Here is a 17,736-nt window from a genome sequence, read left to right as displayed (position 1 = left end):
AGCCCATACATTCTGGCCATCGCCAGATTTGACAGGGAGTACCTCATGATCGAAATTCGCCGCTCCGACGAACGCGGCCACGCCAACCACGGCTGGCTCGACTCGTATCACAGCTTCTCGTTTGCCGACTATCGGGACCCGGAGCATGTCCATTTCGGTCCGCTGCGCGTGATCAACGAAGACCGCATAGCGGGTGGCCAGGGCTTCGGCACGCACGGACACCGCGATATGGAGATCGTGACCTATGTGCTCGAAGGGGCGCTTGCGCACCGCGACAGCATGGGCAACGGCTCCACGATCCGTCCGGGCGACGTGCAGCGCATGAGCGCCGGCACCGGCGTGATGCACAGTGAGTTCAACGCATCGCAGGACGAAGAGGCGCATCTGCTGCAGATCTGGGTGATTCCGCAACGCGCGGGCGATCAGCCGGGTTACGAAGAGAAGCACTTCGAGGCCGCCGACAAGCGCGGCCGGCTACGGGTTGTCGCTTCGCCCGACGGCCGCGACGGCTCGGTGACGATCCACGCGGACGCGTCGATCTACGCCGCGCTGATCGACGGTACCGAGCAGGCCACGTTCACGCTGCCACAAGGACGACTCGCCTATGTGCACGTGGCACGCGGCTCGCTCACGGTGAACGGCGAGGCGCTTCAAGCGGGCGACGCGGCCAAGCTCAGCGAGACAGATACGGTGACGCTGGAAAAAGGGCATAACGCCGAAGTGCTGCTGTTCGACCTCGGCCGGCTCGAAGGCTAAAGAGCGATGGCTGCAGGCGGTCCTGGCCCAACTGGTTGAGCGCGCAACGACCTCGCAAGCGCGAGCGCTCGCCGGATCGCTTGCCGATCACTCGCCGGGACCGCGCTGATAGAAGCTGAGCAGACACGAAAAAACGCCACGGAGAAGCTCCGTGGCGTTTTTTTTAAAGGCGACCACGCGAGTCGCCCTCGTTTATCGAGCCGCGCATTGGCTGCGCGGTCGCGTGTGGCTTACTGGGGTGGCTTACTGATTTGCAGCCGGCGCCGATGCCGCACCCTGCTGGTGATGCTGCCAGCGCTCGCGCATCTTCTCGTGACGCGATTCCATCTTCGCAAAGCGCTGCTTCAGCGCGGTGCTGACGGTGGTCTTCTGCTGATCATTCAAGCCGTTATAGAACTTGAGCCACGCGTCGGTGGTTTGCTGGCGCAACTGTGCGTCTTTCTGCTCGATCTGCTGATGCGCGGCGGCCATTGCGTTCAGATCGAGAATCGGCTGCTGCTGCGCCGACTTGAACTGGTCCTTCATCTGCTCGTGGTTCGCGCGCATCGCCTCGTGGCTCTGCTTCATGGTGTCGAGCGCGGCTTGCCACTGCTTTTCCTGATCCGCGTTCAGCTTCAACTGGTCATGAAGTTGCGTGAGTTCCTTCATGAAGTGCCCATGCCAACCGCCGGGGCCGCCGTGGGCCTCGTGAGCGGGTTGAGCCGCATAGGCTGCGCCCGCGCCGATGGCGAGAGCGGTGGCGGCAACGGCGAGGGCGCGCGAGATTTTTCTGGTGGACATGTCATGCTCCTTGTAATGGAATAGCCGACGATGCATCCGATCACTTTTGACGGCCTGCATTCGGTAAGACACAGCGTAGAGAACTGCATCGACCGCTGTGTTACGCGCCCTGGTGCCGCTGTTACGGGCCATTACGTGCAGCTTTCACGGTAACACCCGGTAACCCTTGAGGCCTGCTTGAAATCGAAAACCGTTCCTGTCGCGCGTTAAACTTCATTCCATGGCTACTCAAATACTTGTTGTCGACGACGACGTCGAATTGCGCGATCTCCTGCGCGACTATCTGGCCCGCCAGGGTATCGAAGTGTCGGTGCTGCACGACGCGGGCTCGCTCGAACGCAGGCTCGAGCGCGAGCGTCCCGATCTGATCGTGCTCGACCTGATGATGCCGGGTGTCGACGGGCTCACGGCGTTGCGCAAGCTGCGCGCATCGGGCGACGACATTCCCGTCATCATGCTGACCGCGCGCGCTGACGACGTCGACCGGATCGTCGGGTTGGAACTCGGTGCTGACGACTACCTCGGCAAGCCGTTCAATCCACGCGAACTGCTTGCGCGCGTGCAGGCAGTCTTGCGCCGTCGCCGCACGCTGCCGTCGGCGGCTGCTCCCGAGCAGCGCGAGCCGTTCAGCTTCGGCCGTTTCACGCTGGACTTCCAGTCGCGCACACTGCATCTGGAAGACAAGCCGCTTACGCTGTCCGGAAGCGAGTTCGCGTTGCTGAAAATCTTCGTGAACCACCCCATGCGCACGCTGACGCGCGAGCGTCTGCTGGAGTTGCTGCACGGTCCCGAGTACGACGGCACCGACCGCGGCATCGACGTGCAGGTGTGGCGTCTGCGGCGCATCCTCGAAACGGATCCGTCCACGCCGCGCTTCATCCAGACAGTGCGCGGGCGGGGCTACGTGTTCGTGCCCGACGGCGAACAGCATGCGCCGGCCCATTGATTCGCTGTTCGGGCGGCTGGCGTTGCTGGTCGTCGCGGTGTTGCTGCTGTCGCATTTCGCGTGGTACGCGCTCATGCGCCTCGAGCGCAACCAGTTGCAAGCGCGCTACGCCGTCGAAGAAGCCACTTTCCTCGTCGACGCGGTGCGTCAGCACGTTGTCCGTAACCCCGACCAGCCGTTGCCCTCGCGTGTGAAACTGGTCGATCCGACGAGCCCCGAGGTGCCGCCGGAATCCCCGAACATGCCGCCGCCCCTGGAACGTTTTATCGAAGACGTTCGCGACCGCATGCCGTCCGGCACACAGGTGCGCGCCGGCTTGCCGGGCGGCCCACCCACGCTGTGGGTGCGCGGAACCGCCGACCACAGCTGGATCGTCGTGCCGGTTCAGCCGCTGCGACCGCCGCGTTCGCTCGACCGCACCGTGCTGTGGCTCGTCATGATCTTCTCGTTCGCGGTCATGGCGGCACTCTTCGCCGCATGGGCGCTGCAGCAGCCTCTGCGCTCGCTAGCCCAGGCGGTTGCGCGGTTCGGCCGTGGCCTGCCGGTGCCGCCCGTGCCCGAGCGCGGACCGCGCGAGTTGAGGCAATTGACGCACGGCTTCAATCAGATGGTTCAGGAAGTCGCGCGTACCGAGAACGACCGCGCGGTGATGCTCGCGGGTGTCGCACACGATCTGAAGACGCCGCTCGCGCGCTTGCGGCTGCGTGCCGAAATGATGGATGAAGCCAAGATGCGCGACGGCGTCGTGCGCGATGTCGATTCCATGACGCACATCGTCGAGCAGTTCCTGGTGTTCGCGCACGACGGCGCCGACCGCAGCGAACCGGTCGAAGTCGACGCGCAATGCGAACGGGTCGTGCGCAGTTATCGCGCAGTGGCCTCGGGCGCGCCGACCGTGGAAACCGACCTGCGGGCGGGTCCCGGTTTCCGCCTTCCCGCCGCGACGCTCGACAGAATTCTGTCGAACCTGCTCGACAACGCGCACGCCTATGGCGCGCCGCCAGTCGTCGTTGCCACTGCACGCACCGCGGAAGGCTTCACGCTGTCGGTGAGCGACAACGGCAAGGGCATTGCCGCGCAGGATCTCGTCAATGCAAGCCGGCCTTTCGTGCGGCTCGATCCGGCGCGCGGCGGCAACGGTCACAGCGGTTTGGGGCTCGCCATCGTCGAGCGGCTGGTTCGGCGCGCGGGCGGAGAGTGGGAGATCGGCAACCACGGCGGCCGTGGCTTGCGGGTCTTGATGAGCTTTCCGTTTTCCGCCGTGCCTCAGGTGAAGACGGCCTCGGAAAGCGTCTGGTGATGTGGTCAGAGGCGCGGCCGTGCGCCGCGTCTTTCGCTGCTGTTGCCCGCGCCCTTGGCACGATGCCCGCTGCTCGAGCCTCATTTCAACCCGTCTTGATGAACGTGGGTGCGGAACCAGAACGCGGCATCGAGCTGGGCCAAGCGCCGCGCTAGTCGGAGAAGAGCGTGTTCAGCGCATTCGCCGCTTCGCTATCCACCGTATTCCACGTCACGGTTTCGGCTTCGAAAATATAGTGCGTCGTGTACTTGCCGAGGCGCGCGAGGATTTCTTCCTGAATGACCTCCGGCGCGACATCCAGCTTCAGATACCAGGCCGTGGACGACAGGCGCGTCTGAAACGCGCCGTATTCGGCCAGCAGATGGTCAAACGCGTCAGCATCCTGATCGCGGCAAACGATGATCAGATTTCCCTTCATGCGAATCTCCCGTTAAAGCGGTATCTACAACCAAGGTCAGTGTCGATCATACCTGCTTGCTTGCGGGAAGCCCGGCGCTTCGGCTTGCGTTGCGTCAGACAGCGGACGCACGGTTACCAGATGTTGGCCACCGTTCGCGCGGACGGCGCGGTGTCGTCGGGCGGCAGTGCTTCGGTGCGGTCGCGGCCGCCGGTCTTCGCGGCGTAGAGCGCCGTGTCGGCGCGGCTCATGATCCGTTCGGGGAGGTCGTCCACGGAAAGTTCGGTGATGCCGATGCTCACGCTGAGCGTGACCGAGGCGGGCAGCTTCGCCGACGGCACGGCCTTCAGGCGCAGGCGCAAGCGTTCGACCACTTCGCGGCCGCCGGCAAGATCGGTGGCCGGCAGCAGCAACCCGAACTCTTCCCCGCCGAGCCGGCCGATCGCATCGGCACCGCGCAGTTCCGCACGGCACGTGTCGACGAAATGTTCCAGCGCGCGGTCGCCCGCGGCATGGCCGAAGCGGTCGTTGATCTGCTTGAAGTGATCGAGGTCCGCGATAGCCATGCACAGTGGCTGATTGCCCAGATGCGCACGGTCGATTTCATGGCGCAGCAAGTCGAGGAAATAGCGGCGCGACAGCGCGCCGGTCAATGCGTCATGACGCGCCTCCGCCGACAGCAGCGTATTGGCCGATTGCAACTGTTCGGCAAGATCGCGCGTGGCCCGATGGTGACGCCGCTCGCGCACGTACGAGACGGTGATCACCCATGCAAGCGCGACGGTGCCGGCCAGCGTCAGGAATACCAGCAGATGATCGCGCTTATGGTTGCGCAGCAGTTCGGGCCAGGCGGGTAACGGCTCGACGAGATGCGCCGACAGCCCCGAATTCAGACCGCCGCGAGTCTGATACAGCGACGGTCCCGGCTGCCCCGCCGAAGCGAACAGCTGCTCCGCGACAGCGGCCGACACCCACGGCGCTGCCTCGCGCACCTGCGCGTCCACGTGTATCTGGATGTCCGGGAACGTGTCGCGGCGATACGTCAGCTTGCGCTCCGCTGCGCGCATCTTCGTCACTGGGGAGTCCGGCAGTGCGTGGCCTTCGAGCTTGCTGTCGTGCGCCATGATGATGACGCCGTTACCGTCGGCGACGAAGGTCCCCGCATGGGCGACCCAGTGGCGCAGCCGCGCGATCCCCACCTTGGCGACGACTGCGCCTGTGAGTTCTCCGTCCGCGTAGACCGGCACGGCGATGAAGATGCCGGGCTCGCCACTCGTGCGGCCTACGCCATACGCTTCCGAGAACGCGCCGAGCAGGGCGCTCGTGAGATAAGCCCGCACGCGCATGTCGACGCCGACAAAGGAACTGCGCGGCATATCGGTGAGGACATCGCTCGCGGCCACGCAGATGCCATTCGCATTCACGAGCCACACCTGATCGAGACCGGAGAAGCCCTGCGCGCGGTGCAAGAAGGTGCTCACGGCGGTCATTCGCGGGTCTTTTAGCAACGCGGCGCGCAGGGCGGGTTCCGTCGTCTCGCCGTTCGCGGCATAATTCCGGGATTGCACCAATGCGTTCTGAACCACGTCCATTTCGGCCATTGTTGCAGGAATGGCCCGCGACATCGCGAGGTCGCTTGCTATCACCTCCGCCATGTTGTCGACGATAGAGGCCGACATCTGGCGCTGGGCGTGCAAGGTCGCGGCAAGTTCTTGCTGTACCATCCGGTCCGCGACCATGCCGGCCACGAACCAGCAAGCCAGTAAGATCAGCACGAAGACGATCGGGCCGGTTGCCTGGCGCAAGGTTGTCCTGTTCATCGACCCTCTGATCCGTCTGGCTTAGACATGCAACTTGCTATTCGTGGCAGCGCCGCGGCGCTGTTTCGCCCCGCGTTTCGCGATTGTGGGAACGGCCGTTTGTGCGCCGTCGCTGGTGCTCGGGATAAGCCACCAACGCAGTGCATCTTTGTGGATTCTAACCGGCATGGGGCCAGACGCCACCGTTATTGAGGCGTGAGATCTCATGGGCGTCACCCATCAGGCTCTTAACGGCAGCACGGCCGGTTTCTTGATGCCCCGCGTGACAAAGCGAAGCGTAATTCCGCAATCGCGGCATCAATGAGCTTGACCGGCCTTTCGATCAATGGTCGTGAGGCTGCCCAAAAAATAGGCTCGCGGCACGGCTGCTTGCTCTTGGCGGAAGGCCGCTGTCAGGTCATTGCCGGGCTGTTGTCAGGCGGCCGCTATAAGTTGTCGCGATTTGCCTTCAAAGGTTGTGCCTGAAACATAGGATGGTGTAGTGTCGTGCCGTCCAAAACAAAGGAAAGCTCGCCAGCCTACGGGCGGCGCCTGCGGCGACAGGATTCTGGCTTGACGGTTGGGGGTTGCGGGGCGGCTTACCCGTGGGCACTTCCGTCGCTGGTCCACGTGTCACCAACGCTAACGATTTACCGCGCACACGCGTTTTGCCATGCCTGATTTCCGCTTTCCGGACCGATCGTCAGACCGCCGCGCCGAAGTCGCGGCCTCGTTCGCGCGTTTGTTCGCCTGTATGAATGAGGAGTGGGTCTGATGGATTTCAGCTTCAACCTGAAGCGCACCGCCAATGCGTCGGCATGGCGGGTGCTGCCCAATCGCTGGGACTTCGTCGCCTTTCCGCTGATCATCTGCATCATCGCAATGGCGGCGATCGGCTTTCACGAGACGCTCGCGCCGATGTCCACGCTAAAGACCCAGGCGATCTCGCTCGACCCCGCGAACCTGCCCGAGTATGCAATGCGCACGACATTGCGCATGCTCGCGGCGATGGTCGCGTCGCTGATATTCACGCTGGTCTACGGTACGCTTGCCGCGAAGAGCCGCCGGGCGGGTCTCGTGCTGGTGCCGATTCTCGACATCCTGCAGTCGGTGCCGGTGCTCGGCTACATATCGTTTACGGTCACATTCTTTCTCGCGCTGTTTCCAGGCCGCGTGCTGGGCGCCGAACTCGCGGCGATCTTCGCGATCTTCACGAGCCAGGCGTGGAACATGACGTTCAGCTTCTATCAGTCGCTGCGCACGGTGCCGCGCGATCTCGACGAAGTTTCGCGCGGCTTTCACCTCACTTCGTGGCAGCGTTTCTGGAAGCTCGAAGTGCCGTTCTCGATGCCCGGTCTCATCTGGAACATGATGATGTCGATGTCCGGCGGCTGGTTCTTCGTGGTCGCCTCCGAGGCCATCACCGTCGGCAACAACACGATCACGCTGCCAGGCATCGGCGCCTATCTCGCGCAGGCGATCGTCGTCAAGAATCTGCACGCGATCGGTTGGGTGATTCTCGCGATGACCGTCGTGATACTCGCGTACGACCAGTTGCTGTTCCGTCCGCTCGTCGCGTGGGCTGACAAATTCCGTATGGAGACCACGAGTTCGGGCGACGCCCCGGAATCGTGGCTGCTTGATCTGATCCGCCGCACACGCCTGATTCACCGCTTGCTCGTGCCGCTCGGCTGGATGTTCGCGAAGGCCGCGCGCGTGCCGTTCCGGCTGCCCGCGTTGCAAAGGCCGCGTTTCCAGATCCCGCAGATGCAGAAGAGCTCGCGCCTTGGCGACATCGTGTGGGCGGCGCTGGTCCTGATCGGCACCGTCTATGTCGTGTATCGCGTCTTCATATACGTGCGCACGGGCGTTTCTCTCGACGAAGTCGGTCACGTTTTCATGCTCGGCCTCATCACACTGTTGCGGGTGGTGGTGCTGATCGCCATCGCGTCGGTGATATGGGTGCCGGTCGGCGTGCTGATCGGCTTGCGGCCGGCGCTCGCCGAGAAGATTCAGCCGCTCGCGCAGTTTCTTGCCGCGTTTCCGGCCAATCTGCTGTTTCCGGTATTCGTGATCGTGATCGTTCGCTTCCACCTGAACCCGGACATCTGGCTGTCGCCGCTGATCGTGCTCGGCACCCAGTGGTATATCCTGTTCAACGTGATTGCCGGCGCGACCTCGTATCCGAACGACTATCGGGAAGCGGCGAAGAATTTCCACATTCGTGGCTGGCAATGGTGGCGTCAGGCCATGTTGCCGGGCATTTTCCCGTACTACGTGACGGGCGCGATCACCGCGTCGGGCGGCGCGTGGAACGCGAGCATCGTCGCGGAATTCGTGCAGTGGGGCGACACGAAGGTTGCGGCGCACGGGCTCGGCGCTTATATCGCGCAGTCCACGGCTGCGGGCGACTATCCGAAGATCATCGTGGGTATTGCGGTGATGTCCCTGTTCGTGACGCTCTTCAACCGCCTGCTGTGGCGTCCGATGTACGCGTACGCCGAAGCCAAGCTTCGGCTGGACTGAGCGCGCCCCACTTTGCCGCTCGCGCCGGGCCCACAACGGGGCCGTGCAACGCTCGGGCGGCCCGGCGTTTCTTGAGAATTGAAGGCATAACGCGATGCAAAATCCTAAAGCTGCTATGACCGCCGCGCCGATCCAGACGCCGCCGAAGCCGCCGCGCCTCGGCGAAGAGATCCTGCGTGTCAAGGACGTGTGCCGCGGTTTCAACAAGTCGCAGGGCGAATTACTCGTTCTCGACGACGCGAACCTGTCGCTGCGCGAAGGCGAGATCGTCGGTCTTCTCGGGCGTTCGGGCTCGGGCAAGTCGACGTTGCTGCGCATCATCGCCGGTCTGATCGAGCCGACCGACGGCGAAGTCACCTATATGGGCAAGCCGCTCGACGGTCCCGCGAAGGGCGTCGCCATGGTATTTCAGACCTTCGCGCTGTTCCCGTGGCTGACCGTGCTGCAAAACGTGGAAGCCGGGCTCGAGGCGCAAGGCGTGGCCGCGCGCGAGCGGCGCGAACGCGCGCTCGCGGCGATCGACCTGATCGGTCTCGACGGTTTCGAGAACGCGTATCCACGCGAGTTGTCGGGCGGCATGCGCCAGCGCGTCGGCTTCGCGCGGGCGCTGGTGGTCGATCCCACGCTGCTGCTGATGGACGAACCGTTCTCCGCGCTCGACGTGCTGACCGCCGAAACGCTGCGTACCGACCTGCTTGACTTGTGGACGCAGGGCCGCATGCCGATCAAGGCCGTGCTGATCGTTACTCACAACATCGAGGAAGCCGTGTTCATGTGCGACCGGATTCTGGTGTTGTCGTCGAATCCGGGCCGCGTCATCGCCGAGATCAAGGTGCCGTTCAAGCATCCGCGCAATCGTCTCGACCCTGCGTTCCGCCGTCTGGTCGACGAAATCTACGCCAAGATGACCGCGCGTCAGACGGACGAGAAAACGAGGAAGGGTCTGGAGCTGCACAGCTGGTTGCCGCATGTGTCGACCAACCTGATGGCTGGTCTGATCGAGACGCTGGCCGCCGCGCCGTATCACGGCCGCGCGGACATGCCGGAAATCGCACGCTCGCTGCATCTGGAGGTGGACGATCTGTTCCCCGTGGCCGAAGTGCTTCAGCACCTCGGTTTCGCCGACGTGCGCGAAGGCGATATTTTCCTGACGCCGCCCGCACGCGTGTTCGCGGAGTTCGGCACGCAGGAACGGAAGATGATGTTCGCCGAGCATCTGTTGAGGCATGTGCCGCTCGCCGCGCGAATCAAGAAGGTGTTGAACGAGCGGCCGGGGCACCGCGCGCCACGCGTGCGCTTCGAACAGGAACTCGAGGATTTTCTGTCCGACAGCGCCGCCGAGGAAACGCTCGACGCGGTCATCAACTGGGGCCGTTACGGCGAGATTTTCTCGTACAACGATCAGACCGAAATCTTCAGTCTGGAAGACGTGGAGTCGTGAGCGCGAGGGCGCTTCTGCGCGTCGCTTATTGAAAACGGCAGGGGAGACCCTGCCGTTTTTTCGTCCTGCCGTGTAATCAGGACAATGTTTGCTGGCGCGTCCGCGCTACTGCAAATTGCCCCAACGTTCGACGGCCGGTTCCGCAGAAGCCCATTTCCAACCCTTGTCCTGCTGGCACGCGCTGGCGGTGTACCAGTCTTCGTGCGCGCCCGGACCGTCGCCGTCCCGCACCGAGAACACGAATTCCTTGCAAAGCGCGAGCGCTGAGCCGAACGCGCGCGTGACGCGCACTTCGCCGTGACCGTTTTCGATGGGCAGCGTGTGTTTGACCGACCAGGGCCGCGTTTCGCCGACGGGCATGGCGCCCGCCAATGCCGCGATCAGATTCTGCTGGTCGGTGTGCATGCTGCGCATATAGCGGCCCACGGCTTCGTCCGTTGCGGCCTGAACGGCGATACCCACACCGATGCCGACCGCCGGGTTCGACGTGACGAGACCCGACGCGACACCGGCGGCGGCGCCGCTTGCCGCGCCGATCGACGCGCAACCGCTCGTGAGCAGAGTCGCGCTGACACATAGCGCGGCTGCAACCGCCGGCAGGCTCAGGCGACGCAGCGGCTTTCCAGTCGCAAGCGCATGCGCCGTCATTGCAGTGCACCCCAGCGTTCGGTGGCGGGCTCGGCCGAAGCCCATTTCCAGTTTTCGCCGTCGCGGCAGATAGATGCGACGTAAAACGCGCTGCTTGCAGGCACGTTCTTAGTGGCGATGTGGTCGACCGAAAAGACGATTTCCTTGCAGTCCAGCGTGCCCGCGCTAATCGTTCGGCTGACGGTGACGCGGCCGTGCTCGTCGTCTTCGATCGGAACGGAGTGCGTGACGCTCCACGGTGCGACGGCGCCGACTTCGAGCGGCCCGGCGATCTTCGCGATGCCGTCTTGCGTGTTCCGGTGGACCACCCGCTCCGAGTACTGCACGCCGGCTCTCGCTGCGGCCACTGCGCCAAGACCGATACCGGTGGCAACAGCGGCGTTATTGGTAACCTGCGCCGCGATCGCGGCGCCGGCGATACCCGCGCCGGCCGTGGCGCCTTCGGTATAAAGCGAACTGCAGCCGCTTAGCGCCGACGAGACCGCCAACGCCAATACGACCAACTTGGCGGCATCAGGCCGCCGACGCGCGGCCGATCGTTCCAGGCGGGTTTTCAAGCGGGTTTTCAAGCGCGGTTTCAACCACTCGGCCCACACCATTTTCTTTCGCATTCCCTGTCTCTACTTTTCTTGCGTGTTCGCGTGCAGAGGCCGCCCCGACCAAGCAGCGCCTCTTCCCATCGACGAAAAATGGGCTGCTGCATTTTGCAGGATGCGTTTTGTAAATGGCAGCGGAAAAGTGCAAGAAATTGCAAAAGATGGTGCAGGTCAAACCGGATTCTGTTCAATGACAGGCCGGTTTGATTGGTGGTGCGAACTGATTGCGGGAGGAAGTTCTGCGCAGACGCGGTTAATGTTCGGTATCTTCTTCCGCGCCTTCGTCGCCGTACGCGCTCAGGCGGTTATAAAGCGTCTTCAGGCTGACGCCGAGCGCTTTTGCCGCGCGCCGCTTGTCGCCGCCGCAGTACTTCAGCGTGCCGAGAATGATCTGCTTCTGAGCGTCGGCGAGCGGCGTGCCGATCCATACGCTCATCGCGTCGCCTTGCGTGACTGGCCGCTTCACCTTCGACGCAAGATGCGGATGCGGCAATTCGACCGTTTTCTCAGCGAGGATAAACGCGCGGTACACCGCGTTCTTCAACTCGCGCACGTTGCCCGGCCACGACCATGTGCGCAGCGTTTCGATCGAGCGCTTGCTGAAGCTCTTGCTGGTGCCTTCCTGCTGATTGAGTTGCGCGAGAAAGTGCTGGGCGAGCAGTTCGCGGTCGTTCTCGCGCTCGCGCAGCGGCGGCGCGCGCAACGGGAAAACCGCCAGACGGTACATCAGGTCTTCACGCAGGCCGTTTTCCTTGACGGCCACGGCCGGGTCGCGATTGGTAGCGGCGATCACGCGCACGTTGCCGCTGATCAGCTCATTGCCGCCTACGCGATAGAACGTGCCGGTTTCGAGCGCGCGCAAAAGTTTCACCTGCCGCACGGGCGCCATTTCGGTGACTTCGTCGAGGAACAGCGTGCCGCCGTTCGCATGCTCGAAGTAGCCGATGCGCCCTTGAACGGCGCCGGTGAAGCTGCCTTTTTCATGGCCGAAAAGCTCGGCCTCGATCAGTTCGTCGGGAATCGCACCGCAATTGACGGCGACGAAGGGCGCGTCCTTGCGGCTGCTTTGATCGTGAATCGTGCGGGCGATCAGCTCCTTGCCGGTGCCCGATTCGCCGATGATCAGCGCGGTCGCGTCGGTGCTCGCGACGCGCTCGATCTGCTCGTACAAGTCGAGCATCACCGGCGACGAGCCGTAAAGCAGGCCGTACGATTTCAGTCCCGCGATGCCGTCCGTGACGCGCTGCTTCGCCTGAGCGGAAGCGCTGCCGCCAGCGGACACAGTGGGCGAGTCCACATCGATTGACGCCATAAACGGGGAAGTCCTGTGCAAATGAGTTCGTTGTTGCGGCGCGCAGGCCTGGGAACGAGACAGCTCTTGAAGTCGTATCTCACAAAAGTCGATTTAACCACTTCGACGGCGCTTCCTGCAATCTATGTGTCAGCTATCGACGAACTGTGGCCGCAAGTCGGTCGAAAGTGCCAGGGGTGAATGCCGCGTGACAGCGTGTTCGCTAAAGTTACCGGGCACAGGGTTTGCGCATTCCTCCCGACACGCGTGCGCTTTCGCCGCTAACAACGCGGCGCGCGAACGCTGACCCTAGACGAGGAGTGAAACGATGACTGACACGACGCAACAGCTTGCACTCGGCGGCCAGAAGATCGTCGAGGATCTGCGGGTGCTGCTCAAGGACTCGGAAGAAATGCTGCGACTCGCCGCCAATGTGCCGGGCGAGGGCGTAGGCGCATTGCGCCAGAAACTGGGCACCCATGTGGAAACGCTGCAATCCGCACTCGGCGATGCGCAGGATAACGCTCAGCGCCGCTATCGCTCGGCGACCGTCAACACGGAACGTTACGTGCGGCAAAACCCGTGGAGCTCGGTCGCCATTGCAGCCGGCGTGGGCTTTGTACTGGGCGTCCTGACGGCACGGTGACGGTCGGCTATCAGCTGATGATTGACTGAATTTCAGCTCAATACCGCTGGTCATGGCCAGGTCCCCGCTGCGCGTTCGCTGGGACCTGCGCAGAGCGAAACTGCCACGCTTTTATCCCGGCCAGCGCCTCGCGATTTATCGACGGTGACCGGCGGCACGATCGCCGCCGCCACCTTTCTCCATTCAACGACCACAAGGAGTTCACGATGGCTCGACCCAAAATTGGTATCTTCGGCGCGCTGATGGCGCTCGGCGGCTTCCTCGCGGTCCGCTATGTCCAGCGAAACCGTGCCGCGCAGGGAGCAACAGGACGTGAGTTGCACCGTTGGGAAGGCGAGGGCGGCGCCGTTACCGCGCCGTCGTCGTCGTCCGCGCCCGGCGCGGCTCTGACGGCGAGCACGGGCCCCGGCGCCCATGGAGCAAACGGCTCCGCACATCCCGACGCGTGGCCGTTCCCGCACAGCAGTTAAGCTTGCTTTTCGCCAGGGCGCCGCATGAAATCCCTGGGATGCGGCGCCTTGGCGGTACTGTTAATTTGTCTCAGTAAAGCCGTATAATAGGTAAATACAGAACAATAGTGCCGATCACGTCCTGCTTTCTGCGTGTATTGTTGCAGTATTGAATGAAATCGGCGGTCCCTTGCCTGAGGCAGGTTGGCGTGCGCTCACATCGAGTCGCATTCGCCGCCGCCCGCGCGAGGGTCGTCGCCCTTTTTAGCATGCCCCGCCGCATGCTCTTCTCCCACGCTTGCAGGCTTTCGAGACGCGATGCCACATGTACTGATTGTCGATGACGACGCAGGTACCCGCGAGGCGCTTTCCGCCATCATCGGGGAAGACGGATTGACCACCGCCACCGCGGGCGATTTGCGCGAAGCGCGCATTCAACTCGTCCGGCAAATGCCGGACGTTGTCTTTACCGACCTGAAGCTGCCGGACGGCAGCGGGGTCGACTTGTTCGAAGATCTCGATCCGCGCTCCGGCGTGGAAGTGATCGTGATCACCGGCCACGCTACGGTGGAGTCGGCGGTGAACGCGCTGAAAATGGGCGCCACCGATTACCTGGTCAAACCGATCAACATGCAGCGCGTGAAGGCGATTCTTTCGCGCCTGCCGCGTGCCGGCGACCTGAAGGCGGAAATCGGCACTCTGCGCGGCGAATTGCGCCGCATGGGCCGCTTTGGTTTGATGCTCGGCAATTCGCCGGCGATGCAGGAGGTCTACGACCAGATCGGCCGCGTTGCGCCCACGGCAGCTTCGGTCATGCTGGTCGGCGAGTCGGGCACCGGCAAGGAAGTGGCCGCGCAGACGCTGCACGAACTGAGCTTGCGTCGCAAGCATGCGTTTCTCGCCGTGAACTGCGGCGCGATCTCGCCGAATCTGATCGAATCGGAAATGTTCGGTCACGAGCGCGGCTCGTTCACCGGCGCCGACCGTCAGCACAAGGGCTATTTCGAGCGCGCGAACGGCGGCACGCTGTTTCTCGACGAAATCACGGAAATGCCGATCGAGCTGCAGGTCAAGCTTTTGCGCGTGCTCGAAACGGGCATGTTCATGCGCGTGGGCACGACAAAGGAAATCGAAACGGACGTGCGCCTGATCGCCGCGACCAACCGCGATCCGGAGCAGGCGGTGCTGGAAGGCAAGCTGCGGCTGGACCTTTACCACCGGCTGAACGTATTCCCGATCAGCTTGCCGCCGCTGCGCGACCGGGGCAAAGACGTGGAGTTGCTGGCCCAGGCGTTTCTCGACGAGCTCAACGAGCGTCATGGCACGCGCAAACATTTCCCGCCCGCGGTGAAGGAGATGTTGTTGTCGTACCCGTGGCCTGGCAACGTGCGCGAACTGAAGAACTACGTGCAGCGCGCGCACATCATGTCCGGCACGGATTCGGACAGCACGGCCACCGTGCCGCTGCAGATCACGCTGTCGAAGCCGGCGGCCGGTACGGCGATCACCATCCCGTTCGGCACGTCGCTCGCAGAAGCGGATCGTCAACTGATTCTGGCCACGCTCGAGCAGTGCGGCGGCGTGAAGACGCGCGCTGCCGAGATTCTCGGCATCAGCCTGAAGACGCTGTATAACCGCCTCGTGGAATACGGCAACGACGCACGTGAAGAAGGCGATTCCGCCGACGAATCGCGCGCGCTGGGCGGCGCGGACGCTTAGCGTTCAGTCGCCCCCGCTTTAGCCGGGAGCGCTTCGGTAACGGCACGACCCTTGCTGCGTCTCGGTAGAACGCATAACGAGGATCACTGACATGCCGGAACACGTTGCCGCTCCCGCGTCGCCGCTTCAAAAGCATGCACATCGTCCGGAGCCGATCGAGCCGCCGACGCCGGGCGAACCCGACACTGTGCCCGACCCGAGTCCTCAGCCGATCGAACCGGTCGAGCCGCCGATCGGCGATCCGCCGCCGCAGCCCACGCAAACTCCCCAAGCCAGTCAGCGCCCGCCAATCTCTCTGCAACTCTGACATGGCCAGCGGGTTGCGCCCTAGCCACGCGCCGCAAACTTGTGTACATGTTACAAATGCGGCGCACGTTTTACCGGCAGTTACGGCGTCGTTCCGAGACTTGTAGATGCCGCCACTGCCTGGGCGGCGCGGCTTTGCCCGGAGGCATCGACCATGAGACATCCAGCACTGCGGCGTTCGGCGCGTCACTCCAAGCGCGACGGCCGTCCCCCGGCGACCAGGAATGGTCCGCCGCTTTCTACCGAGTCGCCCCCCGCGCCCGCGCCTGATTCATCGGCCGCACCCGCCCCTCAGGCGCCTCACCACGATCCGTCCGCGCAGAATCGCGTCGCTCCGCACGCACCACCTAACGGGGAGTACAACCAGGGCGGCGTCCGCCCGGAAGGTCTCGACTACCAGCGCGACTTGGGCTCCGAGCAGGACGCGTGAGGCTCTCCGCCCAGCAAATAATCACGCGAGAACGGCGTTCGCCGGTTCGTCGTAGGAAACGGAAGGAAGTTCTTCGCGGCGTTCCCGTGCTGCGGGTTTTTGCTCGCCCGTCACATTTGCATACATTTTTTGTCCTCCGCTTCCGCAAAAACGGCACGCGACTTGCATGCACCTTTTTGGCACATGTCCGTATGCAACGAAACAACTGAACTAGGTGGAGCACCAATGAGCAGACTGATCGTGGTATCGAATCGTGTTGCGCCGACCCAGGAAGGGCGGCCCGCAGCGGGCGGCCTGGCGATCGGCGTGCTGGATGCGTTGAAGGAAACCGGCGGAGTCTGGTTTGGCTGGAGCGGTGAGACGGTGAGCGAGCCGTCCCCGCCGCTGATTGAGAAACAAGGCAACGTGACCTATGCGACCGTTGGCCTGACCAAGCGTGACTACGACCAGTATTACCGCGGCTTTTCGAATGCGACGCTGTGGCCGACGTTTCACTATCGCAATGACCTGTCGCGGTACGATCGACAGGAATATGCGGGCTATCAGCGCGTCAACGCGACGCTCGCCAAGCAGCTCAAGGAGCTTCTGAGGCCCGACGACATTATCTGGGTTCACGACTACCACTTGCTGCCGTTTGCGCGCTGCCTGCGCGACCTCGGCGTGAAGAACCCGATTGGCTTCTTCCTGCACATTCCGTTTCCGGTCCCCGAGGTGTTACGCACGATCCCGCCGCATGAAGAACTCGTGAAGGCGATGTGCAGCTATGACGTGATCGGCTTTCAGACGGAGGCGGATCGCCAGTCGTTCGTCGATTTCATCGAGCGGGGCCATCATGGCACGTCGAGTGAAGACGGCATGGTTCACGCCTACAACCGTTTCCTCAAGGTGGGTGCGTATCCGATCGGTATCTATCCGGACGCGATCGCCAAGGCCGCCGAGCAGTTCACCGACCGCAAGCCGGTGCGCAGCCTGCGCGACGGCATGCGCGGCCGCAAGCTGATCATGAGCGTCGATCGCCTCGATTATTCGAAGGGTCTGGTCGAACGCTTCCAGGCGTTCGAGCGCCTGCTGCTGAATGCGCCGGGATGGCACGGGCGTGTGTCGCTCGTGCAGATCGCACCGCCGACGCGCGCGGACGTTCAGACCTATCAGCGGATTCGTCAGACGCTGGAAGGCGAGGCGGGGCGTATCAACGGCCGCTTTGCGCAACTCGACTGGACGCCGATCCAGTACCTGAACCGCAAGTACGAACGCAATCTGCTGATGGCGCTGTTCCGTCAATCGCAGGTCGGATACGTGACGCCGCTGCGCGACGGCATGAACCTGGTCGCCAAGGAATATGTCGCGTCGCAAGATCCGGCCGATCCGGGCGTGCTGGTGCTCTCGCAATTCGCCGGCGCCGCCGAGCAACTGCCGGGTGCGCTGGTTGTCAATCCGTTCGATCTCTCGCAGATGGCCGAAGCGCTCGAACGTGCGCTTTCGATGCCGCTCGCCGAACGTCAGGCCCGCCATGCGGACATGATGGCGCCGATGCGCGAGAACAACCTGTCCGTGTGGCGCGATACCTTCCTCGGCGATTTGCGCAACGTCGCTACGGCGTCTTCCGTGACGGCCAAAGCGGTAAAGCTCGCTGACGTGACGGCGTCGTCATAGGGACTTTGCGGCAGCGCGGCTCTCGCGGAGCCGCGCGCGCTCGTCACGTCTGA

General features: G+C 63.4%; 17 protein-coding genes. 11 read left to right on the top strand and 6 right to left on the bottom strand.

All coding sequences use genetic code 11. The features are described 5' to 3' along the window. The first annotated feature begins 45 nt into the window (after positions 1 to 45). On the top strand, positions 46 to 756 hold the full coding sequence (locus ACTJLB_RS11215; protein WP_131319738.1) for a pirin family protein: 711 nt from the start codon (positions 46 to 48) through the stop codon (positions 754 to 756). Between the two features lie 243 nt (positions 757 to 999). Here the strand turns inward: ACTJLB_RS11215 and ACTJLB_RS11210 are convergent, their stop codons facing one another. Further along, positions 1,000 to 1,536 carry a periplasmic heavy metal sensor gene (locus ACTJLB_RS11210; RefSeq protein ID WP_020065257.1) on the bottom strand — a complete coding sequence of 179 codons (537 nt, stop codon included), beginning with the start codon at positions 1,534 to 1,536 and terminating at the stop codon, positions 1,000 to 1,002. A 220-nt stretch (positions 1,537 to 1,756) separates the two neighbouring features. On the opposite strand from ACTJLB_RS11210, the gene ACTJLB_RS11205 reads away from it, so the two are divergent. Both ACTJLB_RS11205 and ACTJLB_RS11200 read left to right on the top strand, forming a co-directional pair. Beyond that, the gene (locus ACTJLB_RS11205; RefSeq protein WP_013338547.1) at positions 1,757 to 2,482 is read left to right on the top strand and encodes a response regulator; all 726 of its coding nucleotides are present in this window, start codon (positions 1,757 to 1,759) and stop codon (positions 2,480 to 2,482) included. Continuing rightward, positions 2,466 to 3,782, top strand: coding sequence for an ATP-binding protein (locus ACTJLB_RS11200; protein ID WP_020065258.1), 1,317 nt, complete (start codon positions 2,466 to 2,468; stop codon positions 3,780 to 3,782). The genes ACTJLB_RS11205 and ACTJLB_RS11200 overlap by 17 nt, the downstream gene beginning before the upstream one ends. A 151-nt stretch (positions 3,783 to 3,933) precedes the next feature. Here ACTJLB_RS11200 and ACTJLB_RS11195 read toward each other — a convergent pair whose 3' ends face one another. Next, positions 3,934 to 4,200, bottom strand: coding sequence for a hypothetical protein (locus ACTJLB_RS11195; protein ID WP_440783286.1), 267 nt, complete (start codon positions 4,198 to 4,200; stop codon positions 3,934 to 3,936). Positions 4,201 to 4,313: 113 nt separating this feature from the next. After that, positions 4,314 to 5,999 carry a sensor domain-containing diguanylate cyclase gene (locus tag ACTJLB_RS11190; RefSeq protein ID WP_027804193.1) on the bottom strand — a complete coding sequence of 562 codons (1,686 nt, stop codon included), beginning with the start codon at positions 5,997 to 5,999 and terminating at the stop codon, positions 4,314 to 4,316. A gap of 753 nt (positions 6,000 to 6,752) precedes the next feature. On the opposite strand from ACTJLB_RS11190, the gene ACTJLB_RS11185 reads away from it, so the two are divergent. Further along, positions 6,753 to 8,504, top strand: a complete 1,752-nt coding sequence (locus ACTJLB_RS11185; protein WP_131319740.1) for an ABC transporter permease — start codon at positions 6,753 to 6,755, stop codon at positions 8,502 to 8,504. Between the two features lie 94 nt (positions 8,505 to 8,598). Beyond that, entirely contained in the window at positions 8,599 to 9,945 is a 1,347-nt protein-coding gene (locus ACTJLB_RS11180; protein WP_013338552.1) for an ABC transporter ATP-binding protein, read from the top strand. Positions 9,946 to 10,050: 105 nt separating this feature from the next. Here the strand turns inward: ACTJLB_RS11180 and ACTJLB_RS11175 are convergent, their stop codons facing one another. The 3 genes from ACTJLB_RS11175 to ACTJLB_RS11165 all read right to left on the bottom strand — a co-directional run bounded on the left by ACTJLB_RS11175 (position 10,051) and on the right by ACTJLB_RS11165 (position 12,501). Continuing rightward, positions 10,051 to 10,593 (bottom strand): hypothetical protein, encoded by a 543-nt coding sequence (locus ACTJLB_RS11175; protein WP_408409788.1) that lies wholly within the window; start codon positions 10,591 to 10,593, stop codon positions 10,051 to 10,053. Then, positions 10,590 to 11,204: a hypothetical protein gene (locus tag ACTJLB_RS11170; RefSeq protein ID WP_440783284.1), complete on the bottom strand. Its 615-nt coding sequence runs from the start codon at positions 11,202 to 11,204 to the stop codon at positions 10,590 to 10,592. The genes ACTJLB_RS11175 and ACTJLB_RS11170 overlap by 4 nt, the downstream gene beginning before the upstream one ends. A 238-nt stretch (positions 11,205 to 11,442) precedes the next feature. After that, the gene (locus tag ACTJLB_RS11165) at positions 11,443 to 12,501 is read right to left on the bottom strand and encodes a sigma-54 interaction domain-containing protein (RefSeq protein ID WP_020065267.1); all 1,059 of its coding nucleotides are present in this window, start codon (positions 12,499 to 12,501) and stop codon (positions 11,443 to 11,445) included. Between the two features lie 307 nt (positions 12,502 to 12,808). Here ACTJLB_RS11165 and ACTJLB_RS11160 point away from each other — a divergent pair, with 307 nt between their 5' ends. From ACTJLB_RS11160 to otsA, 6 genes are all read left to right on the top strand, one after another. After that, positions 12,809 to 13,126: a DUF883 family protein gene (locus ACTJLB_RS11160; protein ID WP_020065268.1), complete on the top strand. Its 318-nt coding sequence runs from the start codon at positions 12,809 to 12,811 to the stop codon at positions 13,124 to 13,126. 206 nt (positions 13,127 to 13,332) lie between these two features. Continuing rightward, a complete protein-coding gene (locus ACTJLB_RS11155; protein ID WP_020065269.1) occupies positions 13,333 to 13,596 on the top strand; it encodes a hypothetical protein in 264 nt (87 codons plus the stop codon). 297 nt (positions 13,597 to 13,893) lie between these two features. Further along, complete coding sequence (locus tag ACTJLB_RS11150; protein WP_020065271.1) at positions 13,894 to 15,294, top strand: sigma-54-dependent transcriptional regulator; 1,401 nt, start codon at positions 13,894 to 13,896, stop codon at positions 15,292 to 15,294. A gap of 91 nt (positions 15,295 to 15,385) precedes the next feature. After that, positions 15,386 to 15,601, top strand: coding sequence for a hypothetical protein (locus ACTJLB_RS11145; protein ID WP_087751317.1), 216 nt, complete (start codon positions 15,386 to 15,388; stop codon positions 15,599 to 15,601). Between the two features lie 153 nt (positions 15,602 to 15,754). Next, complete coding sequence (locus ACTJLB_RS11140; protein ID WP_440783282.1) at positions 15,755 to 16,030, top strand: hypothetical protein; 276 nt, start codon at positions 15,755 to 15,757, stop codon at positions 16,028 to 16,030. A 225-nt stretch (positions 16,031 to 16,255) separates the two neighbouring features. Continuing rightward, positions 16,256 to 17,683 (top strand): alpha,alpha-trehalose-phosphate synthase (UDP-forming), encoded by a 1,428-nt coding sequence (otsA, locus tag ACTJLB_RS11135; protein ID WP_020065274.1) that lies wholly within the window; start codon positions 16,256 to 16,258, stop codon positions 17,681 to 17,683. Positions 17,684 to 17,736 lie beyond the last annotated feature (53 nt).

This window comes from Paraburkholderia sp. 22098 (assembly GCF_052045935.1).
In the GTDB taxonomy this organism is placed as follows: Bacteria; Pseudomonadota; Gammaproteobacteria; order Burkholderiales; family Burkholderiaceae; genus Paraburkholderia; species Paraburkholderia caledonica.
Note: the sequence above shows the minus strand (reverse complement) of the source record. Positions and strands in the feature narration are given on the sequence as shown.